The organism is Shewanella sp. SR44-3 (genome assembly GCF_014163735.1).
Classification (GTDB): Bacteria; Pseudomonadota; Gammaproteobacteria; order Enterobacterales; family Shewanellaceae; genus Shewanella.
This window is the reverse complement of the sequence record NZ_JACJDV010000015.1, coordinates 1-18,613: the sequence shown is the minus strand read 5'-3', so window position 1 is coordinate 18,613 and position 18,613 is coordinate 1. Positions and strand designations below refer to the sequence as shown.

Sequence of the window (18,613 nt, the reverse complement as noted above, 5' to 3'; positions counted from 1 at the left end):
GGCCAAATGCTGACTAAACCTTAGCAAGCTATAGTCATCACTGTGGCAACATCTGGTCTCAAACGATACTGTCAGCGCCCAATAATTCTTCTACTGATGAATATACTTAAGCTTGTGCCTAAAAGGCAGTAGATCAATTCTTCAAAATAGCCCAATTGATGAAGCAAGCTACAGAAGTAGACTGAAATCTATGGGATGAAATTGACCGGCTGCATCCATCAGCGATTTTGCCGTTAAACTCGGCACACCATATACCTGTGTTTCAACCCCGTGTTTCTGGTAGATCTTAACTAGCAAACGATCAAAATCACCGTCTCCAGACAGTAGAGTGACAATATCGACATCCACTGCCGCCTCCATCACATCAATCGTAATCCCCACATCCCAATCACCTTTAGCTGAACCATCTGCGCGCTGAATAAAGGGCTTGAGCTTGACCTCAAAACCTATGTGTTTGAGCGCATCTTGAAATTTAAGCTGACCGTCATCCCCCTTATGAATAGCATAAGCCACGGCTTGCACTATCTCTCCTTGCTGGCTCACCTGTTGCCATAATTTTCGGTAATTAAATTGCCGACCATAGGCTTCACGGCAGGTGTAATAGATGTTCTGCACATCCACAAACAAGGCTATTTTTTTTGTTCGGGCGTTGGAAAGAGAAATGGTCAAGGGAGTATCCAATCTATAAGCTGAAACTGCCATTAACGGCAGTGAGATAAGCCAATATAGCACAGACAAACTTAACTGAAATTCTCTCAACCTAACCAGATAAACGATACGTGTGTGCATTAGCATAACATTACAGCCATCAATAAAACTTCTGCTAGTAAACTGCTTAAATTTCCTGCTAGAGTGGTCTAATGTGTTTAGTGTTTGTTAGCAAAATCAGGGTTCTAGTATGGATGCGAGTGTAGAGGATCAAGCAGCGTTTGATGTGGTGATCATAGGTGGTGGTATCACAGGCGTAGCCATTGCTCAATTTGCTCGCGCGGCGGGGTACAGTGTTTGCCTACTGGAGCAGGGGGAGATAGGTGCTCAAACTTCTGCCAATTCAAGTAAGCTCATTCATGGTGGACTGCGCTATCTAGAGTCGGGGCAATTAGGCTTAGTGCGCAAGTCTTTAACCGATAGACACAAACTACTCAAACTGGCTCCCAACTTAGTCAAACCCGTGCCTTTTACTATTCCTGTGTATGACACCAGCCAGCGTCCCGCTTGGCTTATTCGTTTGGGGCTGAGTCTGTATTGGCTGCTCAGTGGGTTTTCTGCTCTAGGGCGCTTTCGCTCAATCCCCAAATCTCAATGGTCAACGCTTGGCGGGATAAAGCAGCAAGGCCTACAGACAGTATTTCAATATTGGGATGCACAAACTCACGATAAAAAACTTACTCAAGCGGTGGCGGCCAGTGCACTAAAATTAGGTGCGCAGTTGATGACTCATGCCAAGTGCACTCAATTAACTCATCAAGGTATGTCAGATCCACAAGGTTACCATTGGTTAGTCGACTATCAATTGCAGGGCGATCTATTACAAGACGATCAACTACAGGATGCTCAATTACCGGACGATCTATTACAAAACAGTCAATTGCAAGATAGCCAACGTCAAAAGAGCCCGTTACAAAGGCATCAGCCACAACAGCATACCTTGGCGGCACGCATGGTCATCAACGCGGCAGGGCCTTGGGTTAATGAAGTGATTGCCGCTCAAGCGGCGCCCAAAAATAGCCTCACCCCCCTTGCCATAGAATGGGTGCAAGGCAGCCATCTACTGTTAGATATCCCCGCACCTGAAGGGATTTTTTATTTGGAATCACATTTAGATAAACGGGTGGTTTTTGTAATGCCATGGGAGGGGAACACCTTAATTGGCACGACTGAAACGCTGCAAACATCGTTAAAAACCCCCATGGAGCCGCACCCCGATGAGATAGATTATCTACTGCAGATTTATCAACATTATTTCCAGAATCGCCATAGTATTGAGCAATTGAATGGGTTAATCATCGGCCATTTTTGCGGCGTTAGAGTCTTGCCTAAAGCTCAAGGAAAACTGTTTAATCGCTCGCGAGACACCTTGATTGTACCGGGATCTTTAGGTGTTGATGGATTTGAGCCAAGATTGCTAAGTATCTATGGTGGTAAACTGACCACCTTCAGAGATACTGCCAAGCAAGTGTTAGCCGATATTCGCAAGCAACTTGGTGCTCGCACTGTTATCGCCGATGTTGACAGCCTAACTTTAGAATAAGCATTAGCATTGACCGTATCTAATACTGACCACTTTAGGGGTTAGTAAGGTTTAACCGCCGCATGTTGAGGTATGAGATCTGGGCGTTTATACGCCTTAATGATGGCATAGTAACTACCATCTGCCTTGATAGAGTTAAGGCCAAGATTAAACTTATCTCTAAGCTCAATATAACTCGATGATGCCATGCGTGCACTGGCAAGCTCACCTCCAAACTAACCCGTAGGCCCTTGATATCTCGCAACACAGCAACAACCTAACTAACTGATACTGTTTATTTTTTATAGTATCCTAGAGTAATGACTCTGGGGTAATACTCGATATAAGGCTCAGATACATAGATGCCTTCTGGGGCATCGACAAAAAATGGCGCGGTAAGATCGATATCAAGCCCAGATTCTGTAGTTTGGACATATAGCATGGTCCATCTGAGGTGCCCATCATTAACGCTTCCGCTTGGGCGTCTTCGATGCAAAGCAGGGTAATAAATAGTCCAGTGGTGCACGTAAAGAGGCGCGCAAAATAGTGCATGACGCTACCCTTGTCTGCCTAGAAATAACTATAACAGGTTAATTTACAACCTCATCCTAAAACATCTCACCCAAACCACAAGGCAATTGCGCCTGATCCCTATTTAGCATATTACAGTCAGACCCAGTACTAACGCCCAGTATTACAGAGCAATAGCCCCTAACGCCATCAGCAAAAATTTAACAATCATCGCCTTTGCAAGTATTAAGCTTATCTTGCGCCGCTTTGTCTTTGGCGAGCACTTGCTTTAAGTCTTCCATGCGCTGACGTACGGCAACCCCATAGGTATGGTCGTCCCCCCAAAGTGCGGCGAGTTCGTGCAGTGAAGCATTATCGTGGCGACTAAATATATCACCCGCACGTTTAGCTGCATCACCTGAGTTACCCAGTAGCGCTAGAGCTTCAACACCAAGATTCACTGCAGAATCAAAGGTTTCTCGTTTAAAGCTTGTGACGCCCAAGCGTAAGTATTGATAAGCATGGCGTCTATCGGTTGCCCGAGCGACAATCTTAAGCTGCGGGTAATGTTTGTGGGCAAGCTCGACAATTTCTAGTGCCTTGTCGGGCTCATCAATGGCTATCACTAACAACTGCGCATCCTTAGCGCCAGCAGCTTCCAGCAATTCTTTTCGGGCAGCATCGCCGTAAAACACTTTATGACCAAAGCGACGTAACATGTCGATTTGACTGGGACTGTGGTCCAAAATCGCCAGATGATACCCTTGCGCCGACAATAAACGCCCAACAACCTGACCAAAACGGCCATAACCGGCAATAATGACACTTTTTGTCGCTTCAATTTCGCTGTCGTACTCGGATTTTTCTTCAGTAGTACGTTGCAATAAATGCGCATAAAACATCAAGAGTAATGGCGCGCATAACATGGAAATCGTCACCACTAAGGTCATCAGTTTGGTTTGATCTAACGTTAAAATAGCCAGTGTCTGAGTCAAAGATAACAGCACGAAAGCGAACTCACCTCCTTGAGCTAACGCTAAGGTAAACAGTAGTTTCTGCTCGCCGCGCATCTTAAACATTTGAGCTAATAAAAATAGCACTAACGCCTTAACGACCAATAAACCTAACACCAACCCAAGCACCAATAAGGCCTGCTCGAACAACAACGGAAAATCAATCGAGGCACCAACTGTGATAAAAAATAGTCCCAGTAATAAACCCTTAAAAGGCTCGATATCCACTTCTAATTCGTGACGAAACTCGCTCTCGGCCAGTACGACTCCAGCAAGAAACGTCCCCAATGCGGGGGATAAACCAATTTTTTGCATGATAACTGCAATAGCCACCACCAGGAACAGCGCCGAAATAGTGAAAATTTCTCGTAAATGTGTTTCAGCAATATAGCGAAACAAGGGCGCACTAATGTAACGACCTGCAAGCACAATAGTTGCAATAACCCCAAGAGAGATAATGACTTGCAGATAACTTGGGAGGTGCGAAATTATATTGCCATGGCTAGCTTCTGCGGTATTAATATCCGCAAATGCCAGCAGAGGGATCAAGGCTAAAATGGGGATCACTGCGATATCTTGAAATAGCAGCACTGAAAAAGCATTTTGCCCCGCATCTTGTTTTATCCAACCTTTTTCGGTCAAGGTCTGCAGCACTATGGCGGTGGATGACAGCGACAACATTAAACCTATGGCGAGGGCCGTTTGCCATTGAAGCTCAAACAAGTAAAACCCGATGGCAAACATAAGTGCGGCGCTGAGCAATACCTGCAGGCCGCCAAGCCCTATGATGGAATGCCTTAACTTCCAAAGTCTTGAGGGCTGTAATTCCAATCCTACCAAAAAAAGCATCATCACTACGCCAAACTCAGCAAAGTGCATCACATCGGTTTGCTCGCCCACTAGCCCCAATAAGAAAGGCCCAATAAGGATCCCTGCGAGTAAGTAGCCCAGCACTGAACCTAAGCCTAAACGCTTCGCCACAGGAACTGCCACCATGGCCGCCGCGAGATAAATCACCGCCATTTCTAACATCTTAAATCCTCTTATCGCTTAGTTATATTAGCTGCGCATTAGATCTGAAAAGTTGTCGATGCTGCTTTTATCACTAGATTTTTATCACTAGATTTTTATCACTAGATTTTACCACGACCGCAGACCAGTTTAGCTTATAAAATAATCAGTTAGTTCTAAATGTATTAACTTTGTTAATAATTACTCCTATAGTCTAATTATTCATCCAAGCAACAAAACGGCCAACCATTGAAAAATTCATTCTACTGTTTAGCCATACTTGCTCTAATGAGTAGCCAAGTTCACGGGGCGCAAACTCATATCAGTACTCAAAACTCTCCCGCTAGCGCAGCTAAGCCAATGTTGACTTACCCCAATCTTCCTCAAGCTGTGAGTAATAATGCTGTCGCGTTAATAAAGGAAAATGACAACAGCTACCTAGTGAGCTTTATGGGCCTAGGTGCTAATAAGGGTTATCAAGATGTGCATAATCACGCTTGGTCATTGGCATTAAGCGCTGATGGGACTTCAAGTAGAGCTGATAATGACTGGCAAGCTTTGGCTGATGTGCCCTATATCGCGCCACTTTCTGGCAGGCTTGCCTCTGTCGCTATTGGCATAAAAGACAGTGCTTATATTTTTGGTGGCTATACCGTGGCTGAAGATCATCAAGAGCTTAGCACCGCAGACAATTACCGCTTTAACATTCAAGATTTGCGCTATCAGCGCATTGCCGATATGCCCGTCGCCGTGGATGACAGTGCGGCGGCAAGCTACCAAGACAGGTACATTTATCTCTTTGGTGGCTGGCATCAAGATGGAAATGTCAATTTAGTGCAAGTGTATGACACCCATACCGATACTTGGTCGCAAGCCAGCCCTATTCCAGCCCCTGCAGTATTTGGTCAGGCTGTCGGCATGTTTGCAAATCAGCTGGTGCTGTGTGATGGCGTTAAAATTAAAGTCAACCTCAGGCAGAAGCGCAACTACCAGGCATCACCTGTGTGTCTTTTTGGTGAAATATCCCCAGATAACCACCAGAGGATCGCTTGGCAGCTTATCCCTCACTATTCCATCGCATCATCACTAGCCGTAACCCGCCAGAATGAGCATAAATCCTTGCCCTCAGCCAGTGCTCAAGCCCATTACAGAATGGCGGCGACTGCTACCTCATTTAAAGATAGTGGGCAAATCATCTTTATGGGCGGCAGTAGCAACCCCTACAATTACAATGGTATAGGTTATAACGGCAAACCAAGTGAAGCATCAAACCAACAATATAGTTTCGACCTTAAAACCAAGCGTTGGCTCAAACCCATTAAACTTGAGCAAGCCAGCATGGATCATAAGGGCCTTATTTGCCATAACAATCAATTGCTTCGAATAGGCGGCATGACAGAAGACCAACAAGTGTCCGACAGAGTGCTAAGCTCCCCTCTTACACAAGGGCAGCACTGCCTGCCATAACGAGTCATTAGCTCTGATAAGCGAAGAATGTGAGCAAGGACTCAATTTCGCTGTGGAGAATTTGAGGCTGTAACTTAAGGTCGCTAGTATAGATGTAATTATTTTGCACCTTTAGGTTCACTTATGTCTAGCACTCAAATTCTGCCTCTTAATCAAGAGGAAGTCGCGGCCTTAACACCTGGCGACATTATTGATTATTTAGAATCAACTCATCATCAATACATACGTGACACTGGCCCTTTGCTTATTGAATACACGCAAAAAATGCTACGAGCTCACGGTAATGATTGCCCAGAAGTAAAACCTTTAGCAGCGCTAGTACAGGCTTTAGTGGATGATTTAACCCCTCATTTATACAAGGAAGAGCAAATCCTCTTTCCCGCGATCAGGGCCTTAAGTCAAGGTGAACAAGTCAACGGCTGTTTTGGCCATATAGGTAATCCTATCAATGCTATGGAGCATGAGCACAGAGAAGCTGAGCAGTTATTACAGCAAATTCGACAGTTAACTGATGGTTATCGCATCCCAGAACTTGCCTGTTACACTTGGCGTAGCTGCTATAAAACCTTGGCGGAGTTCGATGCTGATTTACAAACACATATTCAACTGGAAAACACTATCCTCTTTCCAAAAGCACTCACTTATTAAGTAAAAAACTCTGGGGTTTAACCTTTATGACTCAGCCACTTGCTGAGTCATTTTATTTCCCATATGCTAAATCTATCGAGCACTCATTCACAAGCAGCCAAGATGACCACATTGACGTTTGCATTAGATGACATTGACCACTTACAGGAGTCAGCTCAAGTTGAGTTTAAACTTGCTGGCGGCCGGGATGGCACTGGCCAGTTGCCAGAAGATATGTGGGAAACCTACAGCGCCTTTGCCAATACCTTAGGCGGAGAAATTATCCTCGGCGTACGTGAAGAAAAAGGTGAATTCACCATTGAAGGCATAATAAATCCTATGCCTATGCTGAGTGAAATTTGGGAAATTCTTAACGATACCACTAAGGTAAGCCACAACATACTGGCGCCAACCGATGTGCAAATTATTGAAATTGCATCCAAGAAACTTATTCGTCTGCATATTCCTGCTGTAGACAAAAGCTTACGGCCTATTTATATCGGTAAAGACCCTTTTTCAGGCAGTTATTTCAGAGTGGGTGATGCTGACATGCGCGCCAGTCACGAGCAAGTTAAGCAAATGCGCCAACGCTCAGGTATCGATCTCACCCTAGCCCAACGTAGCTAGCACCACTCAACCAAGCTTAGTCATAAGCCCAATAACACGCCATCTCTAGCATCAAATTATACTAAGTTAAGCAGTTGGTTTAGGTCGCTTAATTCTACATGAGGCAAGATGCAGCCAACGCGGCGGGTCAATGGGAGCTGCTCAGGGTTAAACCACACACTTTGACAACCCGCGCGGCGAGCGCCGCTGACATCGGCCAGTTGATGATCTCCCACATGAAGTAGCTCTGCTGAAGCAATCCCTAAGCGTTGACAAGCCAATGCAAACATATCCCCATGGGGTTTCATTTTTACGCCATGGCCGGGATACTGCACAAATGCCAACGACTCACTCAAGCCAATACGACTGGCATCTACATTGCCATTGCTTATGCCAATCAAGGTGACTGACTCTGCAAGCTGCTTGAGTATCGCTAATACTTTTGCATCTATGATGAAGTCACTGCGATAGAAATGAAAACACGCCATGGATTTTTGCGCGCCTTCACTGGCTTCACGTTCTTGATAACCTAAGCTCATTAGCCCATCGTGGACCATGGCATAGCGGGCGGCGCTAGTGTCGTGCTTCAATTCAGGATGCAACTCAAACAAATGATGCTTAATTGCCAACCAGTCCTTGGGTGTTAAGGTTTGGGTCTTGGGGTAATCTTGATTTAGAAAGGTAAAAAATTTGTCTGTCGCCAGCTGTAGATAAGGTGTGTTGTGATACAAGGTATCATCAAGGTCAAAACTGATTGCCTTAAAGCTGCGTAATCTTAGGTATTGCTTCATCCTTTCTCCCTCCCTTTTTTCGCCCTTGGGTGCGCCCCATCATATACCTTGGCAAGATGTTGAAAATCCAAACTGGTGTAGATTTGGGTGGTGGATAAATTCGCGTGGCCGAGTAACTCTTGCACTGCACGTAAATCTCCACTTGATTCAAGCATATGTGTCGCAAAGGAATGACGCAACTTATGAGGGTGAACTGGTACAGATAAGGCTTGGTTTTGGCCCCATTTAGCCATACGCGCTTGAATGCTGCGATGAGATAAACGCTTTCCTTGATGACTCACAAATAGTGCGGGTTCATCCGCTTGTGCTAGCAATAACCTTTGCTCACACCATAATGCCAACGCCTCCATGGCAAGCTTTCCTACTGGCACTCGGCGCTCTTTTCCACCTTTACCCAGCACTTTTACCTCTTGTAAATCTAAGTGTATATCGCCGCTGTTAAGCCCTGCGAGTTCGCCAAGGCGTAGGCCGCTGGAGTAAAACAATTCCATTATGGCTCGGTCGCGCACTACTAAGGGATCGTCGCCATCGATAGCCAGCAAATGGCTGATGGCATCGACATCGATATTCTTCGGCAAAGGTTTGGCTTGTTTGGGGGCAGACAACCCCTTGGCGGGATTGTGAGTTATGCAGTCTTCGTTCAGTAGGTATTCAAAGAATTGTTTTAATGCAGATAAACACAAAGACAATGAACGCGGACTTAAGCCTTGGCGATGCAGTTTTGCCAGTAGTGCTTGCAGCATCTCACGGGTTAATCCCAACCATAATTCATCACTTTGCTGGGTAGAATAATCAGTACTATCTGGTTTAGATTGAACGGCGTGAGCAACATCATCAGCTGTACTAGCGAATAAGTATTGCTCGGCTCTGCGCAATTCAAACAGATAATTGCGCACTGTGTAAGGCGATAATTGTCGTTCAGAGGTTAAGTAGCGCTCAAAGCGTGCTAAAAAACTTATCTGTGCCATTATCCGCCCTTGATTGAGTTAAGCTTGCCTTCATTTATCGTTGATTTTGCCCAAGCGTTTAGAGCATTAGCTAGCCGCTAAAACCTAAATTTTAGAGCCTTCATCTAACACCTAGCACTAAACTTTAGAACTTAGGCAACATGTGATCCAATAAGCGTCTTAATTGATCAAAAAATAAATTATCCATTTCAGGATGAAAGTGAGTTGAATCTGGGCTGGCTACGGCAAAAATAACCTGACCATGTTCATCAGACAGTTTCGTCAGCGCCACAGAGCCAACCTCACCACCAAACAAACGCTTAGATTCAGACTGAGTCAAGCGGCCAAAGTAGTGCCCCAAAGAAATACGATGACGCCAAATATTAGCCAGTTCACTGTCAATATCATGAACCGTAATGAGTCTCACATGGCTAAAACCATAGCGCTGCTTAAGCCCTTCGGACAACACTTGCCTAAGCTCACCTAAATCTTCACAGGCCAACAAGCTATGGGATAAATCATTATTGAAATGGAATATTTTTTCATTTTCGCTCGCTGCAACCATAAGAGAAGTAATTTCCTCCTCCAGCTGAGTCACTCGCTGACGCAGCACTTCTTGGCGGCGCTCAACAAGCGACACAGTGCCGCGCTCTTGATGAGGCAATTTAAGCGACAATAACAACTCTGGATAGCGATTGAAAAAATCAGGATTATCAAGCAAATACTCACGTATTATGTGTTCATCAATCGCGGCATCGAACTGCAATGGCGTGCCTAACATTTCCATCGCTGCCATAGGGTTCGCAATAGCGCTTTGGGCGCTGCTAGCGGCAGAATAATCTGCAGGTTTTACTTGAGCCATTAATTTAGGTTCAGCCTTAAGGCTGGCGATTGACTCTGGGGTTAGCTGCTCTGTCATAACTGAATTTGTCCATCGTAAACGTGTTCTGCAGGTCCGGTCATCCACAGGGGTTTACCTTCGCCATCCCAATCAATTTGTAATGTGCCGCCGGGCAAGTCAACTCGTACCTGACGTGAAAGCTTGTCTTGCAGCTGACCTATAGCAGCTGCAGCACAAGCACCAGTACCACAAGCTAAAGTCTCTCCAGCCCCGCGTTCATAGACCCTAAGCTTAATATGCCCAGGATTAATAATTTGCATAAAACCAACATTGACCCCTCGTGGAAAGCGTTCGTGACGGGTCAAGAGAGCGCCGATTTCATCCACGGCGACAGTGTCAATATCATCCACTTCAATAACACAATGAGGATTGCCCATTGAAACGGCGCCGCAAAGAAAGGTTTGCATTGGTGTTTGCAATAAATAGGTTTTTTCTACTTTTTTGGCTTTAAAGGGGATATTGCTAGGATCTGTTACTGGCACGCCCATGTTGACCACTACGCTACCATCACGCTCAAGCCTAAGTGTCATCTTGCCAGAAGAGGTGCTCACGCGAATTTTATTTTTCTGTGTCAGGCCTTTATTACGAACAAAGCGCGCGAAACAACGGGCGCCATTGCCGCACTGTTCGACTTCGCTGCCATCGGCATTAAAAATGCGGTAATGGAAATCTAAGTCGGGATCATAGGGGGGTTCGACCAAGAGTAGTTGGTCAAAACCCACACCAAAATTACGGTTAGCAAGACGACGGATCTGCTCTGGAGAAAAAAATACATTCTGGGTCACGCCATCGACAACCATAAAGTCATTGCCTAACCCGTGCATCTTAGTGAAATGGATCAAATGCGCCTTCCTTTATCAAACCTATTATTGTGTAAGCTAGCAATCGTATTTTCTTGCCTAGTTTACGGCAGCAGTTGCTCACCTTGCCAGAGCTGTTGGCGTTTTTCTCGCTCGCGAATAACAAACGCTTGTTCACCATCAACCATGATTTCTGCCACCCGTGGACGAGAGTTATAGTTAGACGACATCGCAAAGCCATAGGCACCGCATGAACGTATTGCTAATAAATCACCTGCAACCACGGCTAACTGACGATCTTTACCTAAAAAGTCACCGGTTTCACATACTGGGCCTACGACATCAAATGCTTGAGTCTGAGCATCACTTTGCTGCACGGGAATAATATTTTGCCAAGCACTGTATAACGCCGGTCTAAGTAAATCATTCATGGCGCCATCGACAATGGCAAAACGCTTTTGGCTGTTTTCTTTAAGGTACAACACTTGGGTAACAAAGATCCCCGCGTTGGCAGCAATCGCACGCCCGGGCTCAAAAATAAGGGTTAACTTGCGCTCACCCAAGCGCTCAACTAACGCTGCCGCATAAACTTGAGGCGCTGGCGGAGTTTCATTATCATAGGGGACACCTAAGCCTCCACCGACATCCAAATGCGCGAGCTCAATGCCAAGGGCCGAAAGCCTATCGATTAGACCAAGCAATCTATCCATAGCATCTAAAAAAGGCTTAAGTTCAGTCAGTTGGGAACCGATATGACAATCAACGCCTTTAACATTTATATGCGAAAGTGCGGCGGCGCGGGCGAATACTTGCTCAGCTTCATCCATGGCGATGCCGAATTTATTTTCCTTCAGGCCAGTAGAAATATAAGGGTGGGTGCCTGCATCTACATCAGGATTTATCCGTAGTGAGACAGGCGCTTGCACATTCATCGACTTGGCCACTAAATTTAGCTGCTCAAGCTCAGCGCTCGATTCTACATTAAAACAGTAAATTCCAAGTGCTAACGCTTGCTGCATCTCATCAACCGTTTTACCCACACCGGAGAACACCACTTTTTTAGGATCGCCGCCCGCTTCAATGACCCGCGCAAGCTCGCCGCCTGAAACTATATCAAAGCCACTACCCAATCTTGCCAGCACATTAAGCACCGCCAAATTAGAGTTCGCTTTGACTGCGTAACAAATTAAATGAGGGTGAGCGCCCACTGCATCATCAAAGGCATGCCAATGGCGCTCAAGGGTGGCGCGAGAATAAATATACAAAGGAGTGCCATGTTGCTGGGCTATGTCTGCCACTGAGCAAGACTCTGCAAATAACTGTTGCTCTTGATAAATGAAATGATCCAAGGGGTGGTCCTTTTATTAATGGCTATTTACCGCTGGTAACTATGGGCTCTTTCTCTAGGAAAGACTTTTGCTCAGCTTGGCTTTGATTCGCCTCTGGCTCAGGAGATTTATATAAAGGTCCCTTCTGGCCGCAGGCACTTAGGAATAAGCTAGCAAGTATCATTAATAAAATCAGTCTCATTTTTCTCAACATCTGTGCATCTGGTGGCTAATGGCCTTATAATCGCATTCATAACGTAGAAAGCAAAGGATAGAAATACATGGCCATGACAGATACTGAATTTCATCAACTCGTTGATGCTATGTTCAGCCAGATTGAAACCGCAATTGAATACGCCATCGATGAGCTAGATGCCGATGTGGATATCGACGCAAGTGGTAATGTGCTGCAGCTAGAGTTTGCAGATGGTTCGCAAATAGTCATCAATAAACAAGAACCTTTGCATGAGATTTGGATTGCGACTCGCTTCGGTGGCTACCACTTTGCCTTTAAGGAAAACCGTTGGTTTGACGAGCGTAATCAGCAAGAGTTTATGCCATTTGTGATTGATGCTATCCGTAAACAATCGGGCATTGAGCTAAAGTTAACTGCTTAAGTTGTTTTAATTCAGCAACCACAAGCCTATTAAGCCAAGCTTTATGGAGTAACTCAGCAAGGCTTGGCTTTTTTTATCGATGCCTCATCAATCCCTTCAAATTAAAATCGGCTTTGCTTCAAACATTCACAGAGCATCAGTTACATAAGCTGTCGCTCAATGATAGCATTGTCACAATTTTGATCTTTGACGGAAGCGCTTCACATGTCTCAAAATCTTATTCGTATCGCGACTCGCAAGAGTCCACTGGCACTATGGCAGGCTGAGTTTGTAAAAGCAGAGCTCGAACGTATTCACCCAGGCTTATCGGTTGAGCTAGTTCCGATGACAACCAAAGGGGATGTTATTCTTGATACGCCTTTAGCGAAAGTTGGTGGAAAAGGACTGTTTGTCAAAGAATTAGAAGTCGCCATGTTAGAACATCGCGCCGATATAGCCGTGCACTCTATGAAAGACGTGCCCGTGGATTTCCCCGCTGGCTTAGGGTTAGAAATCATCTGTGAGCGTGAAGATCCACGTGATGCTTTTGTATCAAACGATTTTAGCTGCATAGCCGAGCTACCAAAAGGTGCTGTTGTGGGCACATCAAGCTTACGTCGTCAGTGCCAGATCCGCGCCATGCGCCCAGACTTAGTGATTAAAGACTTGCGCGGTAATGTCGGCACTCGCTTAGCTAAGCTCGATGGTGGTGACTATGATGCCATCATACTTGCGGCTGCGGGTCTTATTCGCTTAAAACTCATTTCGCGGATTGCCAGCTATATCAGCCCTGAAGAATCCTTACCTGCAAATGGCCAAGGCGCTGTTGGCATCGAATGTCGCACTGATGATGCCAGAGTAAAAGCCTTACTGGCGCCACTTGAACATTTAGAAACCCGCTATCGAGTCATCGCCGAGCGCGCCATGAACACCCGCTTAGAAGGCGGCTGTCAGGTGCCTATTGGCGCTTATGCTGAAATCGTCGCTGATGAACTTACATTGCGCGGTTTAGTGGGTAATCCTGATGGCAGCCAAATAATCACAGGACAAGTCAAAGGCCCTAAGACTGAAGCCAGTCAATTAGGTGAGCAACTGGCTGAAATATTATTAGCTCAGGGCGCAAAAACCATTCTAGATGCAGTATATGGCAATGCATAAGCACGTATCTTATATAAGATGTGTGTAATCGCTATGGCGTGAATCATTAAGTAATGAGGCCTAAGGTTTCTGATTATGAAAGTCTTGCTTACTCGCCCTCAAGGGCGCAATCAACAGATGAGTGACGCACTGGATAAGCTTAGCGTCGACCATTTATTGTGCCCATTGATTGACATCACGCCATCAAATACCCCGCCTCATGCCAGTTTTTTTAGCGCTGATAAACTGATCTTTATTAGCGCTAATGCGGTGCAATGTGCAGCCCACTATTTACATAATATATTCCCCCAAGATTGTGATTATTTTGCCGTAGGTGAAGCAACCCAGATGGCGTTAGCTGAATATCAAATATCCAGCCAATGCGCGCCCAGCTCACAACAAGACAGCGAAGGACTCTTGTCACTTTTGTCACTGCAAGATGTCAAACGGCAAACGATTACCATTGTAAGGGGCGAAGGCGGCAGAGAAACCTTGGCGCAAATATTGTCGGAAAGAGGCGCTAATATTAACTATTGGCAGGTATATCAACGCGGTCTGCCCACGCTAAATACCAAGCGGGCATGCCAACAATGGCAGGAGTTCGGAATAGACACCATAGTACTTACCAGTGGTGAAGCTTTGGACAATTTAATGGAACTTGTGCCAAAAGAGCTATTTGCATGGCTGCGCTCATGTCATATCATAGTCCCAAGTCTTCGCGTCCAAGAGCATGCATGTTCCCAAGGGTTTCATCGAGTGACCAATGCTAATGGGGCAAATACTCAAACAGTGCTCAGGGCGTTGAAGCTTTAGCGTCAACTGGATAGCAAGTTAACAGCATCCAGCAAGACAGGCAGATAAAAGCTTGAATTCAGCGAATGAATAATAGATAAACACGTTAATAACACGCATATTTTGTCATTTATCCATTAGGCCAAGCTTAAGTAGAGTTAATGACGTATTTCAAGGACGGTTTCATGGAAAAGAGTAATAAAGAGCCAAAAATAGCCGCTCCAGTTGCAGAGTCTAAAGCTCAGACTATATCCGCTGATACAAAAGTCCCAACTGCTGACCATGCAGCTAAGCCGAGTGCTGCTGAGCCTGGGGTAAAAAATGCGGCGAAACCAATTAAAAAGGCAGATAGCAATATGAACAAAGCCGTTAGCTCCAACTCTCAACCAATAAGTAAATGGCCTATCCGCTTGGGCTTTTCATTATGCTTTATTATTGCCAGTACAGCCTTAGGTGCTAGCTATTGGCTCTACACTCAATCGGTTTTACTCAAGTCAGAACTGGCTTCTAAGCAGTTACAGACCCAGCAGATCAACGGCACAGTCAACACAAGCTTAAGTTATGCTAAAGCCAAAATAGAATCCCTTGAGAAACAACAGCAAAATAATGCCAATGCATATCAAGAGTTAACGGCGACTAAATCCACCATAGAGCAATTGCAAACCCAAGTGAATGCATTAGCCCAGCGTAGCCCAAATCATTGGATGGCTTCTGAAGCGAATTATCTCGTGAGAATGGCAAGCAGAAAAATTTGGCTTGAATCAGACCTGCTTACTGCCGTGCAATTACTTGAGTCTGCTGATGAGCGAATTGCAGCAATGCAAAACCCTGCGCTATTGCCTATCCGTAAAGCATTATCACAAGATATTGCTGAACTTAAATCAATTAAGCAGTTAGATATATCTAGCCATATTTTAGCCTTGGATAACCTCATAGCAAAGCTTGATAGTTTACCACTTAATGCCAACAAGACATTAGCACCAACCCCAGTATCAACAGATGCACAGCTATCTAGTGATGTTAGCGATTGGCAAGCAAACCTGAGCAAAAGCTGGCAAGCATTTAGTAGCAGTCTAGTAACAATTAGAAAGCGCACCACAGATCTGGAACCATTATTGTCGCCGGAGCAACAGTGGTATTTAACTGAAAATATTAAGAATAGATTGTTGCAAGCACAAAGCGCGCTACAACATAAAGACAACCAACATTTTCAGCAATCACTTGCGATGGCAAAACAATGGTTAAGTCAATACTTTGATTTGCATCAGTCAAACACCTTGGAAACAATTGAGACTATCAATAAACTTGCTGAAATCAAACTCACCCCTATCGCACATAAGCAGTTAATCGCTACGCCATTATTAGAGCAATTAGTCACCTTTGGTGATATATCGACATCAGGAGAGCCCACACTATGATTAAGGCACTCATTATTGTTGCCATCATCTTAATTGGCCTCTGTGTTAGTCCGTTATTTATTGATAATACGGGTTATGTCTATATCGCTGTTGGCGAATATCAGATTGAAACCAGCCTCATTGTAGCCATCGTAATACTCGTAGCGTCAGTTATAGCCATGCTACTGATTAAGTGGCTTGTCAGCCTCGTTGTTGGTTTAGCGCTCAGCAGTAAGCATTTACCCATGCGTTGGCGTGCAACAGCAGCTAAAAAGCACACCTTGAAAGGCGCAATTGCCATGGCTGCTGAAAATTGGGCATTGGCCGAAAAAAGCATGCTTAAGGGTGCAGCAAACGGCGAATTACCCACGTTAAACCTGCTTGTGGCGGCGCAAGCTGCACATAAACAAAAGAAAACTCAAGCTCGTGACGAATATTTAGCCTCTGCAGCGGCTGAAACCTCTGCTCAAGAAGCTGTCGCGATCTCCAAGATGCGCTTCTTTATCCAAGATGGCGAATTTAGCCTAGCTCGTATCGAACTCGACAAGCTAACTCCAACCAGTAAAAGCCCTGATGCCATCATAGCAATTGCATTAAAGCTGTATCCAAAACTCAAAGACTGGCAAGCGCTTAAGACTCTACTGCCTATCGCTCAGAAAAAACAGCTACTCTCCACAGAGGCATTTAATACACTAACATTCACAGCGAATAGTGAGCTGGTGACACAAGCGGCGGCTAAAAATGCACAAGAGTTAGACAAAGTGTGGCATTGGCTGACTAAATCAGAGAGGCAAGACTCCCGATTGGCACTTATCTATATCAAGGGTCTGGTTAATTTTGGCCTGGCTGATGAAGGCTTAAAATTACTCACTAAGTTAGTTAAAAATGAGCCTAACTCTGTTATTTTTGAGCAACTACCAGAGCTAGTCACTGCGCAAAATACAGAGATCCGTAAGCAACTGGCTCGCCATGAGAGTAGCTTTGAAAATGATGCCAGTTACCAAGCATGTCTTGCAAAACTAAGCATTCAATCTAGAGATATTAAAGATGCTAAGCTAAGGTGGAAGAATGCTTGTCGTTTAGATCCTAAGCATGAATATTGGTTGGCCTTAGCGCAAGTTCAAGAGCGGCTTGGCGAAAATACCAATGCCGCACAATCTTATCGCCAAGCATCAAAACATCTTTAATACAAAGTCAAATTAACTACCAATGAGTTCTACTATGCATCATCACTGCATATAAAAAACCATAATAACGGCCTGCTTTCTTGCTGGTCGTTTTTTTATCTATTTTAACACCCTCCTTTGGAAACCGAGTTAACAACACTCCCGCCTCATCCTTCAATAAAATTTATATCAACTAATCTGCAATACGATTTTTACTATAAAAATTTCAATATGTTAAAGCAAATATGACGCACGTCAAAAAATTGACTGCCGATGCTAAATGTACTATGATTGCTATTCTGTGGTGAGTTTATTTACTGCTTTCATTCAGCCTTAACAATAACGGCATCTGGAAGTGTTAGATTCATCTTAAAAGTATCGATTGAAATCAAAGCTGTTGGGGGCTTGTATGGGATCTGTAACTACGTCTAAAAATGGTGTTCTGAGTACTGCTGAAGGAAAAGTAACACTAACCGTAAACAATGAAACACGTAACGTCCTAGCAGGGGAAGCTGTACCTGCTGGCGCGACATTATTTTTTGCAGACGATCTCCCGTACGTCATCACATACAACGACGGCAGCACTGAGACTAATGCAACTGATTTCTTTGCAGAAACAGCCAATTCTGATCCCGCTGCACTAGCAGAAATTGAAGCGCTACAAGATTTAATTGCTTCTGGTGAAGATCCAACTGAAGAGCTACCAGAAACTGCCGCCGGTACGCCTACGGGAAATCAAGGGAGCTCAGGCTTTGTTTCAGTCGGACGTAGTGGCGATGAAACCTTAGCCGCATCTGGTTTTGATACAACAGGCTTTGCCGCAGCCCCAACTGCCTTGCCTAGCGATGATTTTGTCGATACTTTTGATTCACCTTCGATTTTAGCCAATGACACAAACACGATTGATGAAGATGGCATAGCCACTGGTAACGTATTGCTTAATGACAGTGACATTGACACTGTGCTAACAGTAACCAGTTTTGAGGTTGGCGGCACAAGTTTTCCCGCTGGCACTTCTGTTACTTTAGAAGGCGGCGTATTAGTTCTTAATGCTGATGGCAGCTACACCTTCACACCTAATGAAAACTGGAACGGTAGCGTCCCGGTTATCACTTACACAACCAATACTGGCTCAACGGCAACCCTGACCATCGAAGTCACGCCAGTGGACGACATCCCTGAGATTGCGGGCGATGATCTGGGCGCGGTCACTGAAGACGCCAACAACCCGACCTTAACTGACACTGGCACCTTGACCATCAATGATGCCGATGCTGGCCAGTCTGTATTCCAG

General features: G+C 45.0%; 19 protein-coding genes. 10 read left to right on the top strand and 9 right to left on the bottom strand.

Annotated features, from left to right (window positions below):
- Window positions 1–168: 168 nt before the first annotated feature.
- Entirely contained in the window at window positions 169–669 is a 501-nt protein-coding gene (locus H5073_RS09710; RefSeq protein ID WP_259394866.1) for an NYN domain-containing protein, read from the bottom strand.
- Between the two features lie 229 nt (window positions 670–898).
- On the opposite strand from H5073_RS09710, the gene H5073_RS09705 reads away from it, so the two are divergent.
- The gene (locus H5073_RS09705; protein ID WP_182679302.1) at window positions 899–2,251 is read left to right on the top strand and encodes a glycerol-3-phosphate dehydrogenase/oxidase; all 1,353 of its coding nucleotides are present in this window, start codon (window positions 899–901) and stop codon (window positions 2,249–2,251) included.
- Between the two features lie 274 nt (window positions 2,252–2,525).
- Here H5073_RS09705 and H5073_RS09700 read toward each other — a convergent pair whose 3' ends face one another.
- Complete coding sequence (locus tag H5073_RS09700; RefSeq protein WP_182679300.1) at window positions 2,526–2,672, bottom strand: hypothetical protein; 147 nt, start codon at window positions 2,670–2,672, stop codon at window positions 2,526–2,528.
- A gap of 289 nt (window positions 2,673–2,961) precedes the next feature.
- Complete coding sequence (locus tag H5073_RS09695; protein WP_182679297.1) at window positions 2,962–4,785, bottom strand: monovalent cation:proton antiporter-2 (CPA2) family protein; 1,824 nt, start codon at window positions 4,783–4,785, stop codon at window positions 2,962–2,964.
- A gap of 267 nt (window positions 4,786–5,052) precedes the next feature.
- On the opposite strand from H5073_RS09695, the gene H5073_RS09690 reads away from it, so the two are divergent.
- From H5073_RS09690 to H5073_RS09680, 3 genes are all read left to right on the top strand, one after another.
- A complete protein-coding gene (locus H5073_RS09690) occupies window positions 5,053–6,231 on the top strand; it encodes a kelch repeat-containing protein (RefSeq protein WP_182679295.1) in 1,179 nt (392 codons plus the stop codon).
- Window positions 6,232–6,354: 123 nt separating this feature from the next.
- A complete protein-coding gene (locus tag H5073_RS09685; protein WP_182679293.1) occupies window positions 6,355–6,879 on the top strand; it encodes a hemerythrin domain-containing protein in 525 nt (174 codons plus the stop codon).
- Between the two features lie 102 nt (window positions 6,880–6,981).
- A complete protein-coding gene (locus H5073_RS09680; protein ID WP_182679292.1) occupies window positions 6,982–7,485 on the top strand; it encodes a helix-turn-helix domain-containing protein in 504 nt (167 codons plus the stop codon).
- Between the two features lie 56 nt (window positions 7,486–7,541).
- Here the strand turns inward: H5073_RS09680 and H5073_RS09675 are convergent, their stop codons facing one another.
- From H5073_RS09675 to H5073_RS09650, 6 genes are all read right to left on the bottom strand, one after another.
- Entirely contained in the window at window positions 7,542–8,255 is a 714-nt protein-coding gene (locus tag H5073_RS09675; RefSeq protein WP_182679291.1) for an HAD-IA family hydrolase, read from the bottom strand.
- Complete coding sequence (gene xerC, locus H5073_RS09670; RefSeq protein WP_182679290.1) at window positions 8,252–9,223, bottom strand: tyrosine recombinase XerC; 972 nt, start codon at window positions 9,221–9,223, stop codon at window positions 8,252–8,254. The genes H5073_RS09675 and xerC overlap by 4 nt, the downstream gene beginning before the upstream one ends.
- Window positions 9,224–9,347: 124 nt before the next feature.
- Window positions 9,348–9,998, bottom strand: a complete 651-nt coding sequence (locus tag H5073_RS09665; protein WP_404948389.1) for a DUF484 family protein — start codon at window positions 9,996–9,998, stop codon at window positions 9,348–9,350.
- 119 nt (window positions 9,999–10,117) lie between these two features.
- Window positions 10,118–10,945, bottom strand: coding sequence for a diaminopimelate epimerase (dapF, locus tag H5073_RS09660; RefSeq protein WP_182679289.1), 828 nt, complete (start codon window positions 10,943–10,945; stop codon window positions 10,118–10,120).
- Between the two features lie 62 nt (window positions 10,946–11,007).
- Entirely contained in the window at window positions 11,008–12,252 is a 1,245-nt protein-coding gene (gene lysA / locus H5073_RS09655) for a diaminopimelate decarboxylase (RefSeq protein WP_182679288.1), read from the bottom strand.
- 22 nt (window positions 12,253–12,274) lie between these two features.
- Complete coding sequence (locus tag H5073_RS09650) at window positions 12,275–12,445, bottom strand: LPS translocon maturation chaperone LptM (RefSeq protein WP_182679287.1); 171 nt, start codon at window positions 12,443–12,445, stop codon at window positions 12,275–12,277.
- Between the two features lie 67 nt (window positions 12,446–12,512).
- On the opposite strand from H5073_RS09650, the gene cyaY reads away from it, so the two are divergent.
- The 6 genes from cyaY to H5073_RS09620 form a co-directional block, all read left to right on the top strand.
- Window positions 12,513–12,848 (top strand): iron donor protein CyaY, encoded by a 336-nt coding sequence (gene cyaY / locus H5073_RS09645; protein ID WP_182679286.1) that lies wholly within the window; start codon window positions 12,513–12,515, stop codon window positions 12,846–12,848.
- A 204-nt stretch (window positions 12,849–13,052) separates the two neighbouring features.
- Window positions 13,053–13,985: a hydroxymethylbilane synthase gene (hemC, locus tag H5073_RS09640; protein WP_182679284.1), complete on the top strand. Its 933-nt coding sequence runs from the start codon at window positions 13,053–13,055 to the stop codon at window positions 13,983–13,985.
- A gap of 75 nt (window positions 13,986–14,060) precedes the next feature.
- The gene (locus tag H5073_RS09635) at window positions 14,061–14,777 is read left to right on the top strand and encodes a uroporphyrinogen-III synthase (protein WP_182679282.1); all 717 of its coding nucleotides are present in this window, start codon (window positions 14,061–14,063) and stop codon (window positions 14,775–14,777) included.
- Window positions 14,778–14,941: 164 nt separating this feature from the next.
- Window positions 14,942–16,174: a uroporphyrinogen-III C-methyltransferase gene (locus H5073_RS09630; protein ID WP_182679280.1), complete on the top strand. Its 1,233-nt coding sequence runs from the start codon at window positions 14,942–14,944 to the stop codon at window positions 16,172–16,174.
- Window positions 16,171–17,340 carry a heme biosynthesis protein HemY gene (locus tag H5073_RS09625; protein ID WP_182679278.1) on the top strand — a complete coding sequence of 390 codons (1,170 nt, stop codon included), beginning with the start codon at window positions 16,171–16,173 and terminating at the stop codon, window positions 17,338–17,340. The genes H5073_RS09630 and H5073_RS09625 overlap by 4 nt, the downstream gene beginning before the upstream one ends.
- 388 nt (window positions 17,341–17,728) lie before the next feature.
- On the top strand, window positions 17,729–18,613 hold an 885-nt coding region (locus H5073_RS09620; RefSeq protein ID WP_182679276.1), incomplete at its 3' end, for a retention module-containing protein.